We start from the raw sequence: 15,925 nt of genomic DNA on the forward strand, positions 1-15,925 counted from the left end.
GCCGCGTGCTGCGCGGCCCCTCTCCGTTGGAGCGCCGTCATGATCCGCCCCCTGACCCTCCTGCTGTGCCTGGCCGCCCTGCCCGGGACCGCGTTGGCGCAGTCCGCCGCTGGCGCCACCGCGCCGCAGGCCTCCGGCCTGGACCTGTCCGTGCCGCAGACGCCGATCCGCTATCTCAACGATCCGACCATGCAGCAGGATCCGCCGGGCACGTTCTACGGCGACAAGACCGGCCCGCGCGTGAATGGCGACGGCAGGATCGCCGACGTCACGGATGACAAGGTCAAGGTGTCCGGCAGTTTCACCACCGGCATCGGCTACGCCAAGAATTACGGCAACACCCACTACAACGCCGCCACGCTCAACCTCAGCAAGAACTACACCAACGATGAAGGCAAGACCCGTGGGGTCAACGTCAACATCCACGTGAGCGAAGGCAAGGGCCCGGGCTTCTTCGGGCCATATGGCGGTGGCGGCTACTACGGTGGTGGCCCGGGCTATTGGGACTACCCCCCGCCTTACGGCTGGTAAGGGCCCGCTCCATCGTTCGGGACACCCCACGCTTGGTAGGTGTCGACCTTGGTCGACACGCTCTTCGGCCCTGTGCCGACCAAGGTCGGCATCTACCGAAGCGCAGCTCGACCCGGCCAGCGGCCGGCTCTACCAGGTAGGTGTCGACCTTGGTCGACACGCCCACCCGAGCAGGCATCAATCCAGCCAGCCATCACGCTCGCTGTGCAGGATGCGGCCGTCATAACCACTCACGCGCACTTCCACACGCTGGTTGCGGGCATTCCGCGCTTCCAGCGACCACGTCGCTCCATCGCGTTCCAGCGAATGGATCTCACGCAGCCCCTGCGACTGCGCCTTGGCCAGCACCTGCTCGGTGCCCAGCAGCGCGCGGCTGTCGTGCTCGTCGAAGATCTCGCCGGTCTTCGGGTCCACATACACCTCGCTGAAGCGACCGTCGGCGCGGCTGACGTCGGCTTCCCACAGGCCATCATCGCGCTCGATCTCATGGATCTGGGTGTAGCCGGCCTTGCGCAGGGTCTGTTCGACCTGGGCCATGCCCAGCGGTGCGGCCTGGGCAGCGGGAGCGATGGCAAGCGCAACGAAGGTTGCGAGGGTGAGCGACTTCAACATGGGGGTTCTCCTGTTCGGTGCCGGACCATCCCGGCAACGCCACGATGCGCCGCGTGGTTAACAGCCACTTAGCCAGCGCTGTTAGCCAACCGTTAGTCGGCGGCGGCACACTCGCGCCTGTTCCCCATTCCCCATCATCCACGTGCCGATCCTGTCTTCCCTGTCCCTGCTGCTGGCGCTGGCCAGCGCCCCGACCGCCACCGGCCCCGCCCAGGACCCGGCGCAGCAGGTCGCGCGCCGGGCCGTGCAACAGGGCCGTTACGTGCCGCTGGAAAGCGTGGTGCGCGATGCACTCAAGCGCCACCCCGGCCAGCTGCTGGAAGTGGAGCTGGACGATGGCGTGTACGAAGTGGAGATCCTGCGCGCCGACGGCGTGGTGGTGGAGCTGGACTATGATGCGCGCAACGGCAGGCTGCTGAAGACGGAGCTGGACGACTGATGCGCATCCTGTTGGCCGAAGACGATGCCGCATTGGCCGAGCGCCTGCAGCCGCTGCTGGAGCAGGCCGGTTACGTGGTTGACGTGGTGGCCGATGGTCGCCAGGCCGAGGAGATCGGCCAGGTGGAAGACCTGCAGGCCGCCATCGTCGATCTGGGCCTGCCCGGGCTGGATGGCCTGAGCGTGATCGAGCGCTGGCGCGGCAACGGCCGCGACTTTCCGGTGCTGGTGCTGACCGCGCGCGGACGCTGGCACGACAAGCTGGCCGGCTTCGATGCCGGCGCCGACGACTACCTGACCAAACCCTTCCAGGCCGACGAACTGGTGCTGCGCCTGCGCGCGCTGATCCGCCGCAGCCACGGCCATGCCAGCCCGCGCCTGCAGTGCGGCCCGCTGCAGCTGGACGTCAATGCCGGGCGCTTCGACCTGGATGGCCAGGCGCTGGCACTGAGCCCACAGGAATTCCGCCTGCTCAGCTACTTCATCCACCACAGCGGCCAGGTGATCGGCCGCGACCGTCTGGGCGAACACGTGTTCGATGGCGGCCACGATCCCGATTCGAATGCGCTGGACGTGCTGCTGGGGCGCGTGCGCCGCAAGCTCGGCACCGACCTGATCCAGACCGTGCGCGGCCAGGGCTGGCGGTTGGCCGCGCCGTGAGCCGGCAACCGTCACTGCGACGCCGGCTGCTGTTGGCCGGTGGCATCGGCCTGCTGCTGGTCTCGGCACTGGCCAGTGCGCTGCTGGGCGAACTGTTCAAGCGCAGCGCGCGCGACCGCCTGGACAACGAACTGCAGCAGGACATGCTGACCCTGCTGGCGCAGGCTGAGATCGATGCCGACGGCCAACTGCAGCTGCGCCAGGAACCCAACGATGCGCGCTTCCAGCGTGTGTTCTCCGGCGCGTACTGGCAGATCGCCGACGGCAGCGGCAAGGTGCTGCTGCAGTCGCGTTCGCTGTGGGATGAAACACTGGCCGCATCGGCTGCGGGCGCGGCCGCACGCAATCTTCCCGGCCCGCTGCAGCAGTCGCTGCGCGCGCGTGTGCAGCAGGTACGCCTGCCACGCGCCAACGAACCCTATGTCGCCGTGGTCGCCACCGACCGCAGCGCACTGGACGCGGATGTCGCTGCGTTCCGCCAACGCAGCGCGATGGCGCTGGCGGTACTGGTCGCCGCGTGGCTGGCGGTACTGGCCAGCCAGGTGCATTTCGGCCTGCGCCCGCTGCAACGTCTCGGCACGCAGCTGGAACGTGTGCGCCGCGGCGATGCGCAGCGCATCGATACGGCGGGACTGGGCGCTGAAATCGCGCCGCTGGGTGACGAGCTCAACGCGCTGCTGGACCACCAGCAACGGATGGTGGCGCGCGCGCGTACCAGTGCGCAGGACTTGGCGCATGCGCTGAAGACACCGTTGAGCGTGCTCGCCGCCGAAGCCGATGGTGAAGGCCGCGAGTGGCGCACAACACTGCGTGAGCAGGGCGCGCGCATGCAGGCCAGCGTCGATCGCTATCTTGCCGCCGGGCTGACCGCCGATCATCGCGAGCGCACGCCGGTGGCGGCAGTGGCGCAGGCAATGTGCAGGTTGATGGCCCGGGTGCATGGCGAGCGTGCGCTGCAGTTCCAGGCCGAGGGCATTGCCGACGACCTGCAGTTCGCCGGCGCCAGCGCAGACCTGGAAGAGATGCTTGGCAACCTGCTCGACAACGCCGGCAAGTGGGCGCAGCGGGATGTAGCAGTGACGGCGCGTGCGGACGAAGGGCAGTTGCGCATCGACGTGCGTGATGACGGCCCGGGTCTGGCAGCCGAGGCGCTGGCGCAGGTTACCCAGCGCGGCGTGCGGCTGGATGAGCGCGAAAGCAGCAGCGGCCTGGGATTGGCCATCGTCGGCGATATCGCCGCCAGTTATGGCGGGCGGTTGGCGTTGGAGAACGCGCAACCGGGGTTGCGAGCGACGTTGTGGTTGCCGGTGGGGTGACGCGCCGCTGCGCTCGCCGGGCCTGGCCCGGCGCTACCGGATCACGCGCCACCCGGTAGGTGTCGACCTTGGTCGACACGCATCAAGAGCGCCGACCAAGGTCGGCAACTACCGGTGGTGCATCCACCAGCAGTCGATGGCATCCAGCACGATGTGGATCATCAAACCAATCCCCACCAGCCGCGTCTTCTTCGGTACGCACAGGCCCGCATACACGGCAATCGCCGGCGCGGTATGCAGTGGATGGAAGCCGATGCTGCAGCGGTTCGGGGCGTAGATCGGATCGGCCAGCAGATGGTCCAGGTCGATGATCCAGCCCAGCAGCAGCAACAGCCACGCCGAGGCGAAGCGCTTGCGCCAGAACAGCCATGCCAGCAACGCTGGCACGGCGGCATGCAGGAACAGGTGGAAGATCGCGCGTGCGCTCATCAGACGGGGCTCATCACCGCCGGTAGCGCCGGGCCATGCCCGGCGTTCCCGCAATCATCAGACCAGTGGCTCGTCAGACAGGTAGGTGTAACCGGTCAGTCCCGCTTCCAGCGCTTCGGACAGTTCCTGCGCACGCTCCGGCGACAGGTCTGCCGATGCCACGCGGTCGGCGTAGGCCGCACGCAGGTCATCCAGCTTGTAGCCCACGTAGTCCAGCATCACGTCGGTGGTATCGCCGCGACGCTGCTGGGTGATGGCGTAGCCATCGGCATCGGCCAGCACTTCCACCGCGTCGGTATCACCGAACAGGTTGTGGATGTCGCCGAGGATTTCCTGGTAGGCACCGACCATGAAGAAACCGATGCGGTAGCTCTCGCCATGCTTGATCGCGTGCAGCGGCAGCGAGCTGTCCAGGCTTTCGTTCTCGACGTAGGTCTTGACCATGCCATCGGAATCGCAGGTCATGTCGGCGATGATGCCGCGGCGATCCGGCGTCTCGTTCAGGCGCTCGATCGGCACGATCGGGAACACCTGGTCGATCGCCCACGCATCGGGAATCGACTCGAACACGCTGAAGTTGACGAAGTACTTGTCGACCAGGCGCTCGTTCAGTTCATCCAGTGCCGGGCGATGGCTCTTCTCGTCGTAGCTCAGGCGCGCACGCACACCGTGGGCGATGGCATAGAACAGATCGTCGATGCGCGCACGCTGCGGCAGGTCGATCTGGCCCAGTGCATAACTGGACAGGCCTTCGGCGTGGAAGTGCTGTGCTTCCTGGAACAGCTCCACCGCCGGACGCACGTCCAGTTCTTCGTGGATCTCGCGCAGGTGGCGGATCGAAGCCGGCTCATCGTCGTGCTGGTCCGGCACGCGGCCTTCCTGCGCCTGTTCCACTTCGGACACATTGGCGATCAGCACCGCGTGGTGCGCGGTCATCGCGCGGCCGCACTCGGTGACGATGCGCGGCGGGGTCAGGTCGTGTTCTTCGCAGGCATTGGCCAGCGGCTGCACGATGTTGCTGGCGTACGAATTCAGGCCGTAGTTGATCGAGCAGAAGCTGCGCGAACGGGTGCCTTCGTAGTCCACGCCCAGGCCACCGCCCACGTCGACGTGGGTGATCTTCGCACCCAGCTGTGACAGTTCGACGAAGTAACGGGTGGCCTCGCGCATGCCGTTGGCGATGTCGCGCACGTTGGAGATCTGCGAGCCCATGTGGAAATGCAGCAGGCTCAGGCAGTCGGCGTACTCGGTATCGCGCAGCGATTTCCACAGGTCCAGCAGCTGGCGCGGGGAAAGGCCGAACTTGGCCTTGTCGCCACCGCTGTTCTGCCACTTGCCGGCGCCCAGCGAGGCCAGGCGCATGCGCACGCCCAGGCCCGGCTTCACGTCCAGTGCCTTGGATTCTTCCAGCACCAGCTTCAGCTCGGACGGCTTCTCGATGACGATGAAGGTCTGCAGGCCCAGCTTGCGGCCGATCAGGGCCAGGCGGATGTACTCGCGGTCCTTGTAGCCGTTGCAGACGATCAGGCCACCGGGGCGCGACAGCGCCAGCACGGCCATCAATTCCGGCTTGCTGCCCGCTTCCAGGCCGAAGCCCTCACCGTGGTGGCTGGCCAGGGTGCCGGCCACGCCGCGGTGCTGGTTCACCTTGATCGGGTACACAGCGGTGTAGCCGCCCGGGTAGTCCCAATCCTGCTGGGCCTGCGCAAAGGCGGCCTGCAGCTTGCCCAGGCGCTGGCCGAGGATGTCCGGGAAGCGCACCAGCAGCGGCAGCTTGGCGCCGGCCGCGCGCGCAGCATCCACCACCTTGGGCAGCGACACCACCGGGCCATCCGCCCCGGTCGGTCTCACCACCATGTGCCCGGCCTGATCCACGTCGAAATAACCATCCGCCCAGTGCGGGATCGAGTAGGTCTTGCGGGCTTGGTCGAGGGACCAATCGGTCATTGCAGTCGGCCTTGTGGCAAATAAAAGGGGGGGCATGATAACGCCTATATGCCCACAGGTTCGTTATCATGCGCGCCCGCGCCCGCGGCAGGTTCCAACCTGAACGGGCCGATCCGTCCGGATGCGTGGCACCCCGCCTTCAGCCCGGCTCCATCCCTTCCGAACAGGAATGCTTTCCCATGACTGACAACAGCAACTGGTACATCGAACACTTCGAGCGCACCGGCTCGGCCATCGGCTACCGCATCACCGGCAAGCTGGACGAAGTGCAGTCGCCGTTCCAGAAGATCGAGATCTTCCAGACCACCGACTGGGGCAACCTGATGACCATCGATGGGGCCATCATGCTGACCAGCAAGGACAATTTCTTCTACCACGAGATGATCAGCCACCCGGTGCTGTTCACCCACGCAGCCCCCAAGCGCGTGGTGATCATCGGCGGCGGCGACTGCGGCACCCTGCGCGAAGTGCTCAAGCACAAGGGCGTGGAGAGCGTGACCCAGTGCGACATCGACGAGCAGGTGACGGTGATGGCGCGCAAGCACTTCCCGGAACTGTGCGATTCCAACAACGACCCGCGCGCCGAGCTGATGTTCGATGACGGCGTGGCCTACATGGCCAATTGCCCGGCCGGCAGCGTGGACGTGGTGATCGTCGATTCGACCGACCCGGTCGGCCCGGGCGAAGGCCTGTTCAACAAGGCATTCTACGAGAGCTGCTTCAAGGCCCTGAAGGACGACGGCATCCTGGTGCAGCAGTCCGAGTCGCCGCTGATGCAGCTGGACCTGATCAACGAAATGCGTACCGAGATGGGCAAGGCGGGCTTCGGCTCGTTCAAGACCCTGCCGTTCCCGCAGCCGTGCTACCCCACCGGCTGGTGGAGCGTGACCCTGGCGCGCAAGGGCGACAGCAGCTTCGACTTCCGCCAGGCCGATTCGGCCGCCAAGACCTTCGACACCCTGTACTACACCGCCGCGCTGCACACCGGCGTGCTGGTGACCCCGCCGTTCGTGAAGGCGGCGCTGAAGGGTTGATCCTGTAGAGCCGAGCCCATGCTCGGCTGCTTCTGCGCGAAATGCAGCCGAGCATGGGCTCGGCTCTACAACAGAACGCGCGGGGCCCAAAAACAAGAACCCGCGCTGGCGACAGCGCGGGTTTTTGCCTTCTGTAGAGCCGAGCCATGCTCGGCTGCTCTTCGGACAGGTTGCGGTAGACCAAGCCGAGCATGGGCTCGGCTCTACAACATGCCCCGCGGAATCCTGTAGAGCCGAGCCCACGCTCGGCTGTTTTTCCCTTAAAGCGCCCAGATACCAGCAATCACCGCCACCACCAGGCCCCACTTGATCACCTGGTAGGCCACCACACTGCGCTCGCGCAGGGCCTTGGCCTTCAGCCGCACCTTGTAGACGCTGCCGAAAGCCTTGTTGACGCCACCGGTCGGGTCACCCGGCAGGTTCGGCGATGCACCACCGGCCAGCAGCGTGGACGCCACCAGGCGGTTGAACAGGCCCGGCAGGCCGAAGCGCAGCGGACGGGCGATATCGCAGAACAGGATCACCCGGTCATCGGGCGTCTCGTTGTGCGCATGGTGGATGTAGGTCTCGTCGAACATCATCCACTCGCCGTCGCGCCAGCTCTTCTTGATGCCGTCCACTTCGATGTAGCAGGCATCGTTGTTGGGCGTAGCCAGGCCCAGGTGCAGGCGCAGCGAACCGGCAAACGGGTCGCGGTGCGGGCGCAGCTCGCTGCCCGACGGCAGCTGCGCGAACATCGCCGCGCGCACGTCCGGCAGCGATTCCAGCAGCGCGGTGGTCTTCGGGCACATCGCCTTGGCGGACGGGTGCGAGGGGCCGTACCACTTCAGGTAGAAGCGCTTCCAGCCCCGGCGGAAGAACGAATTGAAGCCGGCATCGTTGAACGTGCTGGAGGCGGCGATCGCCTGCGCATCGCGCAGTGCCAGCGCCTCGTCGCGGATCATCTGCCAGTTCTGCCGCAACGGCTCCAGCTGGGGGAATTCCTTGCCCGGGTCCAGGAACGGCGTGGTCGGCACCTTCGAGAACATGTACATGACCACGTTGATCGGGGCCATGAAGCTGGAATGGTCCAGCAGCTGGCGCGACCAGCGCGCACGGACCTTGCCACGGAAGTGGATGTACAGCACGCAGGACACGAACAGCGCCGCAAGTACGATTTTGATGATCAAAACACTTTCCTCCAGCACACGCCGGACAGGGAAACAGGGCGATGCGGCCGCAGGGCCGGCATCAGTGGGGGAACGCGGCAGGAGACGGGGACGTGCCGGGAGGGTGCGGCCGTCGATGTCGCGTGTAACAGCTTATGGTCGGCAGGCCGTGCGCCGGGGTCAAGCCGGGCGTGCGCGGCGCGCAGCGCGGCCGTGTGAGCGGCAACGGCTGCTCTTGCAAGTCATTGAAATGAAATGACTTTGAAAAAAGTGAGACACAATTGTCCGAAAATGCGCGACGAACTGTTCCAGCCACGAGGCCGACATTTCTCCGACAAATCGTGGAATAGCGAACTCGCCGGTACTAAAATTGACTTAACGAAAGTTTAGCCAGTTACCCAAGTCGTACCGGTTCGCTTGACGCTTCAGCGCCGCCCACCGGGTCGCCCGAGACCCCACATGATCCCTTCCATTACTCCCTCCCCGTCCTGCGGCGATGACGCCGTGGCGCCGCTGCTGCTCAAGCGCGGTGAACGCTTCCTCGCCCCCGATGTCTACCGCACCTGCCTGGACGGTCGTCCGGCGGTGGTGAAGGACTACTCCCGCTACCGTGGCACCCCCGTGTCGCCGATCGCCCGGCTGATGGTGCGCCGCGAGGCGCGCATGCTGGAACGCCTGGGCGGCTGGAAGCACGCCCCGGCCCTGCTCGGCACCCTCGGTGGCCTGGCACTGGGCATGGAATTCATCCCCGGCCAGACCCTCAGCACCGCTCAGGCCGTGGGCAATGAAGTGTTCGAGCAGCTGCAGCACGCGATTACCCGCCTGCATGCCGCCGGCATCACCCACAACGACCTGCATGGCACCAACGTGGTGGTCAGCGCCGGCGTGCCGGTGCTGCTGGACTTCACCTCGGCCTGGCGCGTACCGCGCTGGCTGCGCCGCAACCCGCTGAGCCGGCAGCTGAGCCGCAGCGACATGAAGAACCTGCTGAAGATGCGCCAGCGCGTGACCGGCCAGGCGCCGAGTGCCGCGCAGGCGGCGCTGGTGGCCGACCCGGGTTGGGTGGCAGCCGTGCGCCAGGGCTGGAAGCGGTTCTACAAGTGGGCCAAGCGCCGGTAGATGTCGAGCTTGCTCGACCGCTTTTCTGTAGAGCCGAGCCCACGCTCGGCTGCTCTTTGCACCAGCCGAGCGTGGGCTCGGCTCTACAAAAACGCCTTACAACGCGTCCGCGTCCAGCTCACCGGTACGAATACGCACCACGCTACCCAGGTCGTACACGAACACCTTGCCGTCGCCGATCTTGCCGGTGCCCGCCGCCTTCACGATGGCTTCCACCACCACCTCCACCTGATCGTCGGTCACCGCCACTTCCAGCTTCACCTTCGGCAGGAAGTCGACAACGTACTCGGCGCCGCGGTACAGCTCGGTATGGCCCTTCTGGCGACCGAAGCCTTTCACTTCCGTCACCGTGATCCCGGTGACCCCGCGCTCGGCCAGCGCTTCGCGCACGTCGTCGAGCTTGAACGGCTTGATCACCGCCATGACCATCTTCATCGTCTATCTCCTGTATTCCGGCGTGGAGGATAGCGCCTGAACGCGGCCGGTGCGAAACCCGCAGCGCCTGTCCGGCGGGCCGGGGCCACCAGTATCCTTACTGCCGAACAGCCGTGGCCGCGCCGGATGCGCAGGCCCACCACCCCACGGAGCACCCCATGATCGACCTGAACCAAATCGATGACCTCGCCCGTCGCCTCAGCGACCTGGTGCCGCCGGGCCTGCGCGAATCGCGCGAGGAACTGCAGGCCACCTTCAAGAGCGCGCTGCAGGCGGGGCTGGCCAAGCTGGACCTGGTGACGCGCGAGGAATTTGAAGTGCAGCGCGCGGTGTTGTTGAAGACCCGCGAGAAGCTGGATGCGCTGGAAACGGCGGTGCGCGAGCTGGAAGGCCGCAGCAAGGCAGAATAAAAAAGGAGGCGCATCGCGCCTCCCACTTACAGAGTATTTCCCTGTTGAGGCCTTGCAGCAAGGCCCACCCGGCGCCCTAGACTCGCCGGCCTGTCGATCCGGCAGGACAAGTAGGGGTAGCGCCGATGGCGCAGGACACCGAATGGACACCCGTTTCGCATGACACCTGCGACCAGGTTGCCGGGCCGTTTTATCACGGCACCCGGGCTGACCTCGCGGTGGGCGAACTGCTGAGCGCGGGCTTCCGCTCCAACTATCGCGACAGCGTGGTGATGAACCACATCTACTTCACCACGATTGCCAAGGGCGCTGGGCTGGCTGCGGAGATGGCCCGGGGTGAGGGGCGACCGCGTGTGTATGTGGTGGAGCCGACCGGGTCGTTTGAGGACGACCCGAATGTCACCAACAAGAAGTTTCCCGGGAATCCGACGCGGTCGTATCGGAGTGCGGAGCCGTTGCGAATTGTTGGGGAGATTATGGAGTGGGAAGCCTACGACGCGGAGTTCGTTCGGCAGTTGATGGCGTTTGTTGCTTCGGGGAGTGGGGAGATCATCAACTGATGGCCTATTGGCGTTGAGCGTTGCGCACTTCTTCCTCGGCATCGTAGATGTCCAGCCCGAGCTCAATGCCGCGCTGCCCCAAGGCGAGCAAAACACGAGGCGAGAGCGATACACCATCATTGCTGCTGCCCATGAAAAGACCGCAGAACAGGTCAGGCCGGAACCGTGCCAGTGACGCCCATATGGCGAGATCTCCGGTGAGTTGATCGAGGATCTCGAAGATCTGAGCTTCCAGATCCTCAGGCTCACGACGCTCCGCGTCAAGTCGCCAGCTTCCGGTCCTGGCGACACGCACGACGCCGGATTGGCTGCCTTTTAGTTCCTGGCCCTTGTGATGCGAGGCGGTCGGATTCGCGCTGAGCAAGGCACTGACTTCGTCTGGCAAGAGGTCGTCCCCGAAGAAGCGGAGGGTTACCTGGGAATGATCGAATGCTGCCAATAGAATTAAGTTGTCCCTTCTAGTACTTCTTTCAATCCGTACGCCGCGTCGGCTTCAGTTATCTACCAATAGCACACATAGAAGCGGACAACTGGCAGGCTCGGCTCTCAACGGGCAATTACTCGCAGGCTTCGCGCCTCAGGTCGACAGTTCAGATCGAGCATTCGGAATGTGTGCATCCTCAACTAGGTGACGGCCTCAATTTCCCCCTCGGCAAACCAACCCTGCTTAAGCATCGCAGTTCGTGCGATCTCGACAGAATCAGCGTAATAAACTACCGCCAAACTGTCCTCGGCTCGACTACAGGTTACATAGAAGAGCCGACGCGTCCGGTCGATGGACGTTTCCTTGCCGGCTGCCGCGTTCTTCAGATCCGTCTCGCTTTTTTCCTTTGCGCCAAATAGCTTGTCGTAGGCAAACATGAAGCCACGAGCTTCTTCGTCGCTTACGATCACCATCACGCGCGGGAATTCCAGCCCCTTAACCCCTTGGTGTGTGTCGAAGCTTGAAGTGCCTTGAACGTAGCGGTCGTAGCGCTCGATCTCGTCGAGCGGTGCTTCCAGCGCCAGTCGCCATCCACCAAGTTCCGTCTTGAGGTTCAATTCCCCATCGTCCTCGCCAGCCGCGTCTTCCTCTTCGACGGGCGCGTCCGGTGCCACGAAGGGCGCCAGGACATCTGGAATCGTAAAGAGCCGCTTCTCGGCGATGTAGCGCAGTACCTCCCTCGCCGTAGGCACCACCTCGCTCGAGGCCAAGTCCAGTAAGCCATCGCACGCGGCCTTCGCGCCAGCGAGCACTGCTGCCTGATCCTCGCCAGCCTCCTCAAGCGACTTGCGCTCAAGGAGAGGCGACGTCTTGCGAACGATCGACGCAGCCGCGAACCGGTCGGCTGCCCTAAGTGCCGCGACGAGTGGCAGAACCTCACGAGTAAAAAAGCCGATCCCGGCCCCCGTACCCTGCAGAAGGCTCGTCCTGATGCGCTCGACGGCGTATAGCGGACTGAAGAACCGTTCGAAGCCGAAACGACGAGCGGACATCAGGTGCTCAAGCGCCAGGATCTTTATGGCCTCAGAGGAGGACCATCCCTCGTCGTTGGTGATCTCTCGCATCCGTCCGGCAACAGCCACTTCCGTCGCCGGCTTGTCCGCCCCCTGCGGTGCAATGAAGAGGCGAACGGCACCCGCTGCGGCATCGCTCCGCGGTGTCTGCTTTTCACCGTCATCATCTTGTCGGACGCGATTAATCAGCTCCACAACCCGCGTCGAGCAACGATGGTTCATGATCTTGCGCGGCCGAGCCCAACCCTCTGGAATGGCTTCAGTCAAGCGCTCTTTTCCGTCGGCGTAGATCCTTTGCATCGTGTCGCCGAAGAGCCCAAGGCAGAAACGCGTTCGGTGATCCACCTCGACGCCAAGCAGCGAATCCATGAGCTGACGGCTCGTATCCTGACTCTCGTCGATCAATAGCACTGGGAACGTCGTGACGAGGATGCGACGCAAGCCCGGCTTTCCGGCAAGAAAATCTGCCGTCATCGCGATCACCTCGGAGTGGTTGAGAGAGTCGCGCGTCCGGTTATCCCCGGTTGGGCTGTAGACGAAACGGACAATTGATTCCAGGTTTTCGTATCGGCGCCGCTTGCTCTCTATCGAGCGGGCGCGATCGACGGCTGCCCTGCTTGCCGCTCGCCCTTTCGCCTGCGCTTCCTCCAACTCGGCAATGTCCTGAAGCAGCCGGGTAGCTATCCATCCCCGGATATCGTTGTCGTAGCCCGAAATCAGAGACCACGCGAAGGCGTGGATTGTCGAAACTTCGACACGAGGATCGAACTCCAAGCGCTGCTTGATCTCGTCGCAGGCCGCATTGGTGTAAGTGATCACACCGATTCTCTGACCACTCATCGACAGATTGCGGCCCTGCCGTTCACAAACAGTTCGAATGGCCTCGACAAGTGAACGCGTTTTTCCTGATCCCGCGCCCGCATAGAGAAAGAAGCTACGCGGCTTGGCGAGATCCAGACAGCGGATGATGGTTTCATCGGCCTCGGCGTCGTGGAGATCATCCGCAGTGCTCATCACGGGGCCTGCTCAGGTTGCGGTGCGTTCGGTTCGGAGAGCTTAATTTCAGGCAGGATTTCGGCCTGCTTTTTCTTCAGCTGCGCCAGTAGCCATTCCAATCCTTCGGCGATGTAGCGTGGCACAACCAGGCCATCGAACCCAGGATCCTCCAATAGGTCAAGGGCAAACTCGGCCTTCTTGCCGTCCTTCAATGCCTGATACATCCGGCTGCCAATCGCCGCGGCACCGCCGCCAGCCTTGATCGCCTCCCTAAACTTCCGCACCAACCCGGTCCCCTCAAACGCTGCGAAGAACGCAATGTTCTCGAATGCAAGCGCATCTTCAAAAGTGTACGGAACTGCCGTGTCCGGGTCCGCGGCCCCTGGTGGCGCCACCTCCACGGGCATCTGATAAGCCACGCGGACTGCAAAAAGCAGATCGCCCTCGAAGTGCCGGGTCTTGACGTCATCATCAGCATCGATGAGGGCGTCGGCGTCATCCATCGCCGGGATCCACGTTTTCAGCGTGGCGTTATTGGTCTTCTGGCCTGTCCCCTTGGCGGGTTGGACTGAATTGCCCCCCGTTCCCGTCAGGGTATCCAAGTCCGTAATGACGAGCGTCAGGAGGCCTAGATGCTCGATCAATGGCCTCAGCTTATGAGCATGGCTCCCCCCGATTTCAAGCAGCGTGACGTAGCACTGGTTAAGCTCGTCATAGTGCACCCGGATGAAGTTTGGGATCAGCATTCGCTCCGCCGGTCCTTCCACGAGGATGGCAGCGTCAGCAAAGAACAGGTCGGCGTGTTGCGCGCGCAGGTATCGGGTAACGAACCGCTCCGTCTCGCCATTGGCCCCAAAAACCTCTGACATGTTGATCACAGTTGAGACGGGCACTTTCGCGACCATCCCAGCGGGGAGGCGACGAAAGTAACGAAGGCAAGAAAATGACGTCTCGTGTGCGACGTGACTAGAATGGGTGCTGACCACGAGTTGGGTTCGCAGTTTCGCATTGCTCCCAAGATCCTCATGTGTGCGCAGCACTGCGTAGGCCTTCTTGATGAAGACTTGCTGGACCTGCGCGTGTAGGTGTGCCTCCGGCTCTTCGACTAACACAAGGTGCAGCGGTTCGATGTGGGCAGCTGATGTTGCCATTGAGGCCTTGCCAACGCGCATCCACGCGTCGCGGAAGCTCATTAGACGAAAGATCATCGAGATGAGATTCTGATATCCCAAGCCGTTGTTTGCTTCGGGCAGGCGCAGGATTGGTGTCATGCCGCCGTCGTCCGCAATCACGTCGACCTCGAAGGTGACGGCTGCGCTGTGATTGAGGCCATCGATCGCCTTCAAGCGAGTCGACACCCGCGGCCTAGGGTCGGTCACACCGGGATAGCCCATACCTTCGACCTCAGTGAAAGCAGTCTTGAAGCTCTCGGTGAGGCGCTTGTCGAACGCGTCTTGCGCGGCTTCGATAGCCTGCAGTGCCCCCAGATCCTTGGGAGCGGGTCCTTTCGTTGGGTCAAGATGTTTGGCGTAATAGTTCTTCAGCTGGTCTGAAAGACGACTTCCCGCCACAGCAGCCGGTGCATCTTCGTCCTCCTGCGACGGTTGCTCCTCGCCGAATCCACGCTGCGCCGGAATATCATGCACGCGAATGAGGCCAGCGAAGACATCGCTTCCAATTGGGAGCGACGTTGGTGGCAGAACCTGGGGCTGGGCTTGAAACTTGCTCGGCTCCAAAAGCCTGGTCGGATCAAGTGAATAGGCCTGAACCGTGAAGTAGGTCGACAGGCGCCTACTGAGGAAGTCGACGAGACTCTCCGGCCAGATCGTCAGCTTGGGTGGTGCCGGCGGCGGATCGGCGTCCGGATGCTCGGCTGCCACGGCGGCGACTGCAGCTGCCCGCATCGTCTCTGCGTCACCGAGCGCTCCCATGAAATCCTTGTAGAGGAGCTTCAAGTCCTTCGGTTCATAGCGGAGACGGACGCCGAGAATGCCACCTTCCCAGTCAAGCGTCGGAATTAGATCGCGTACATGATGCATCTCCCCAGATTCAACATGCAGCCAAATATCCAGCATCGGCAGGACTGACACCCACGGGTCGATGACAAGATCGACAAGTTCTTCTTTGTCACGTGCCTCGACCCACCGCTTTCCGATGTCAATGACAGTTGGCCAGTGACAAAGGGTTAAGTCGTGCATCTCGAAGGGGCAGCGCCGTGGCGATAGAAAGCGCCGTAGGGCAAGCATCGCCGAGGTCTTACCGCTGTTGTTTGCGCCGACAAACAACGTCGTCGTTGCTGCAAGATCGACGCGGATCGAAAGCAGCTTCCTGAAATTTGAAATCTCAACAAACTTAATATGCATTGCCCCACCCCCCTAACGTCGGTGCAGTCATTGACCAACCTTTCAAATAATCGACTTGTCCAAGCTGAGTATAAACCTGAGGAACCTTCCTACAGTCTGCTTAGGATCGATAATTCCAGGCATCGTGCGGCCATGAGCGGGCATTCAATGGCTACGACTCCCTGCCGACTTCGGCATCCTACAGAAAGCCGATCTTCTCTTCGAAAGAACGCCTCTTCACGTCCAATCTCCTTGGATTCAGAAGTTGGACTCCAAGTCCTTTCGCTACTCAACGTTGGAGAGACGTCGCGCGTTGACCGATCGAGCGTCCTGGTAGAAGTCTGCTTTGGCTCGAGTGCAGCCCTTCCCTAGCCCCAACCCCGATAGGTCTTCATAATCACCCTGCCCTGCCCAATGTTCCCTACCGGCCAGCAGCGGACGCTCGCAGCAA

At 63.3% G+C, this 15,925-nt stretch carries 16 protein-coding genes; 8 read left to right on the forward strand and 8 right to left on the reverse strand.

Annotated features, from left to right (window positions below; all coding sequences use genetic code 11):
- Nucleotides 1–39 precede the first annotated feature (39 nt).
- The gene (locus QOL57_RS11285) at nucleotides 40–531 is read left to right on the forward strand and encodes a hypothetical protein (protein ID WP_089237457.1); all 492 of its coding nucleotides are present in this window, start codon (nucleotides 40–42) and stop codon (nucleotides 529–531) included.
- A 177-nt stretch (nucleotides 532–708) separates the two neighbouring features.
- Here QOL57_RS11285 and QOL57_RS11290 read toward each other — a convergent pair whose 3' ends face one another.
- Entirely contained in the window at nucleotides 709–1,143 is a 435-nt protein-coding gene (locus QOL57_RS11290; protein ID WP_089237459.1) for a PepSY domain-containing protein, read from the reverse strand.
- A 148-nt stretch (nucleotides 1,144–1,291) separates the two neighbouring features.
- Here QOL57_RS11290 and QOL57_RS11295 point away from each other — a divergent pair, with 148 nt between their 5' ends.
- Genes QOL57_RS11295 through QOL57_RS11305 form a run of 3 tightly spaced genes read left to right on the forward strand, consistent with a single transcriptional unit; the run spans nucleotide 1,292 to nucleotide 3,557 of the window.
- The gene (locus QOL57_RS11295) at nucleotides 1,292–1,582 is read left to right on the forward strand and encodes a PepSY domain-containing protein (protein WP_089238156.1); all 291 of its coding nucleotides are present in this window, start codon (nucleotides 1,292–1,294) and stop codon (nucleotides 1,580–1,582) included.
- Nucleotides 1,582–2,241 carry a response regulator transcription factor gene (locus QOL57_RS11300; RefSeq protein WP_089237460.1) on the forward strand — a complete coding sequence of 220 codons (660 nt, stop codon included), beginning with the start codon at nucleotides 1,582–1,584 and terminating at the stop codon, nucleotides 2,239–2,241. Before QOL57_RS11295 ends, QOL57_RS11300 begins: the two co-directional genes overlap by 1 nt.
- Complete coding sequence (locus QOL57_RS11305; protein ID WP_089237461.1) at nucleotides 2,238–3,557, forward strand: HAMP domain-containing sensor histidine kinase; 1,320 nt, start codon at nucleotides 2,238–2,240, stop codon at nucleotides 3,555–3,557. The genes QOL57_RS11300 and QOL57_RS11305 overlap by 4 nt, the downstream gene beginning before the upstream one ends.
- 108 nt (nucleotides 3,558–3,665) lie before the next feature.
- Here the strand turns inward: QOL57_RS11305 and QOL57_RS11310 are convergent, their stop codons facing one another.
- Together QOL57_RS11310 and speA are read right to left on the reverse strand one after the other, a co-directional pair.
- Entirely contained in the window at nucleotides 3,666–3,986 is a 321-nt protein-coding gene (locus tag QOL57_RS11310; protein WP_033832425.1) for a DUF6122 family protein, read from the reverse strand.
- Between the two features lie 57 nt (nucleotides 3,987–4,043).
- Entirely contained in the window at nucleotides 4,044–5,933 is a 1,890-nt protein-coding gene (speA, locus tag QOL57_RS11315) for an arginine decarboxylase (RefSeq protein WP_089237462.1), read from the reverse strand.
- Between the two features lie 179 nt (nucleotides 5,934–6,112).
- On the opposite strand from speA, the gene speE reads away from it, so the two are divergent.
- Nucleotides 6,113–6,967 carry a polyamine aminopropyltransferase gene (speE, locus tag QOL57_RS11320; RefSeq protein ID WP_089237463.1) on the forward strand — a complete coding sequence of 285 codons (855 nt, stop codon included), beginning with the start codon at nucleotides 6,113–6,115 and terminating at the stop codon, nucleotides 6,965–6,967.
- Nucleotides 6,968–7,227: 260 nt separating this feature from the next.
- Here the strand turns inward: speE and QOL57_RS11325 are convergent, their stop codons facing one another.
- Nucleotides 7,228–8,133, reverse strand: a complete 906-nt coding sequence (locus QOL57_RS11325; RefSeq protein WP_049465655.1) for an aspartyl/asparaginyl beta-hydroxylase domain-containing protein — start codon at nucleotides 8,131–8,133, stop codon at nucleotides 7,228–7,230.
- A gap of 441 nt (nucleotides 8,134–8,574) precedes the next feature.
- Here QOL57_RS11325 and QOL57_RS11330 point away from each other — a divergent pair, with 441 nt between their 5' ends.
- Nucleotides 8,575–9,234, forward strand: a complete 660-nt coding sequence (locus tag QOL57_RS11330) for an RIO1 family regulatory kinase/ATPase (protein ID WP_089237465.1) — start codon at nucleotides 8,575–8,577, stop codon at nucleotides 9,232–9,234.
- Nucleotides 9,235–9,330: 96 nt separating this feature from the next.
- Here QOL57_RS11330 and QOL57_RS11335 read toward each other — a convergent pair whose 3' ends face one another.
- Nucleotides 9,331–9,669 carry a P-II family nitrogen regulator gene (locus tag QOL57_RS11335; RefSeq protein ID WP_032977217.1) on the reverse strand — a complete coding sequence of 113 codons (339 nt, stop codon included), beginning with the start codon at nucleotides 9,667–9,669 and terminating at the stop codon, nucleotides 9,331–9,333.
- A 158-nt stretch (nucleotides 9,670–9,827) separates the two neighbouring features.
- On the opposite strand from QOL57_RS11335, the gene QOL57_RS11340 reads away from it, so the two are divergent.
- Nucleotides 9,828–10,079, forward strand: a complete 252-nt coding sequence (locus QOL57_RS11340) for an accessory factor UbiK family protein (RefSeq protein ID WP_089237467.1) — start codon at nucleotides 9,828–9,830, stop codon at nucleotides 10,077–10,079.
- A 125-nt stretch (nucleotides 10,080–10,204) separates the two neighbouring features.
- Nucleotides 10,205–10,639: an NAD(+)--rifampin ADP-ribosyltransferase gene (gene arr, locus QOL57_RS11345; RefSeq protein ID WP_089237469.1), complete on the forward strand. Its 435-nt coding sequence runs from the start codon at nucleotides 10,205–10,207 to the stop codon at nucleotides 10,637–10,639.
- Nucleotides 10,640–10,643: 4 nt separating this feature from the next.
- Here arr and QOL57_RS11350 read toward each other — a convergent pair whose 3' ends face one another.
- The 3 genes from QOL57_RS11350 to QOL57_RS11360 all read right to left on the reverse strand — a co-directional run bounded on the left by QOL57_RS11350 (nucleotide 10,644) and on the right by QOL57_RS11360 (nucleotide 15,495).
- Nucleotides 10,644–11,078, reverse strand: a complete 435-nt coding sequence (locus QOL57_RS11350) for a DUF4279 domain-containing protein (RefSeq protein WP_089237471.1) — start codon at nucleotides 11,076–11,078, stop codon at nucleotides 10,644–10,646.
- Between the two features lie 185 nt (nucleotides 11,079–11,263).
- Nucleotides 11,264–13,150 (reverse strand): UvrD-helicase domain-containing protein, encoded by a 1,887-nt coding sequence (locus tag QOL57_RS11355; RefSeq protein WP_089237473.1) that lies wholly within the window; start codon nucleotides 13,148–13,150, stop codon nucleotides 11,264–11,266.
- Nucleotides 13,150–15,495, reverse strand: a complete 2,346-nt coding sequence (locus QOL57_RS11360) for an AAA family ATPase (RefSeq protein WP_089237475.1) — start codon at nucleotides 15,493–15,495, stop codon at nucleotides 13,150–13,152. The genes QOL57_RS11355 and QOL57_RS11360 overlap by 1 nt, the downstream gene beginning before the upstream one ends.
- Between the last annotated feature and the right edge of the window lie 430 nt (nucleotides 15,496–15,925).

It is taken from the genome of Stenotrophomonas sp. yr243 (genome assembly GCF_900184195.1).
Classification (GTDB): Bacteria; Pseudomonadota; Gammaproteobacteria; order Xanthomonadales; family Xanthomonadaceae; genus Stenotrophomonas; species Stenotrophomonas lactitubi.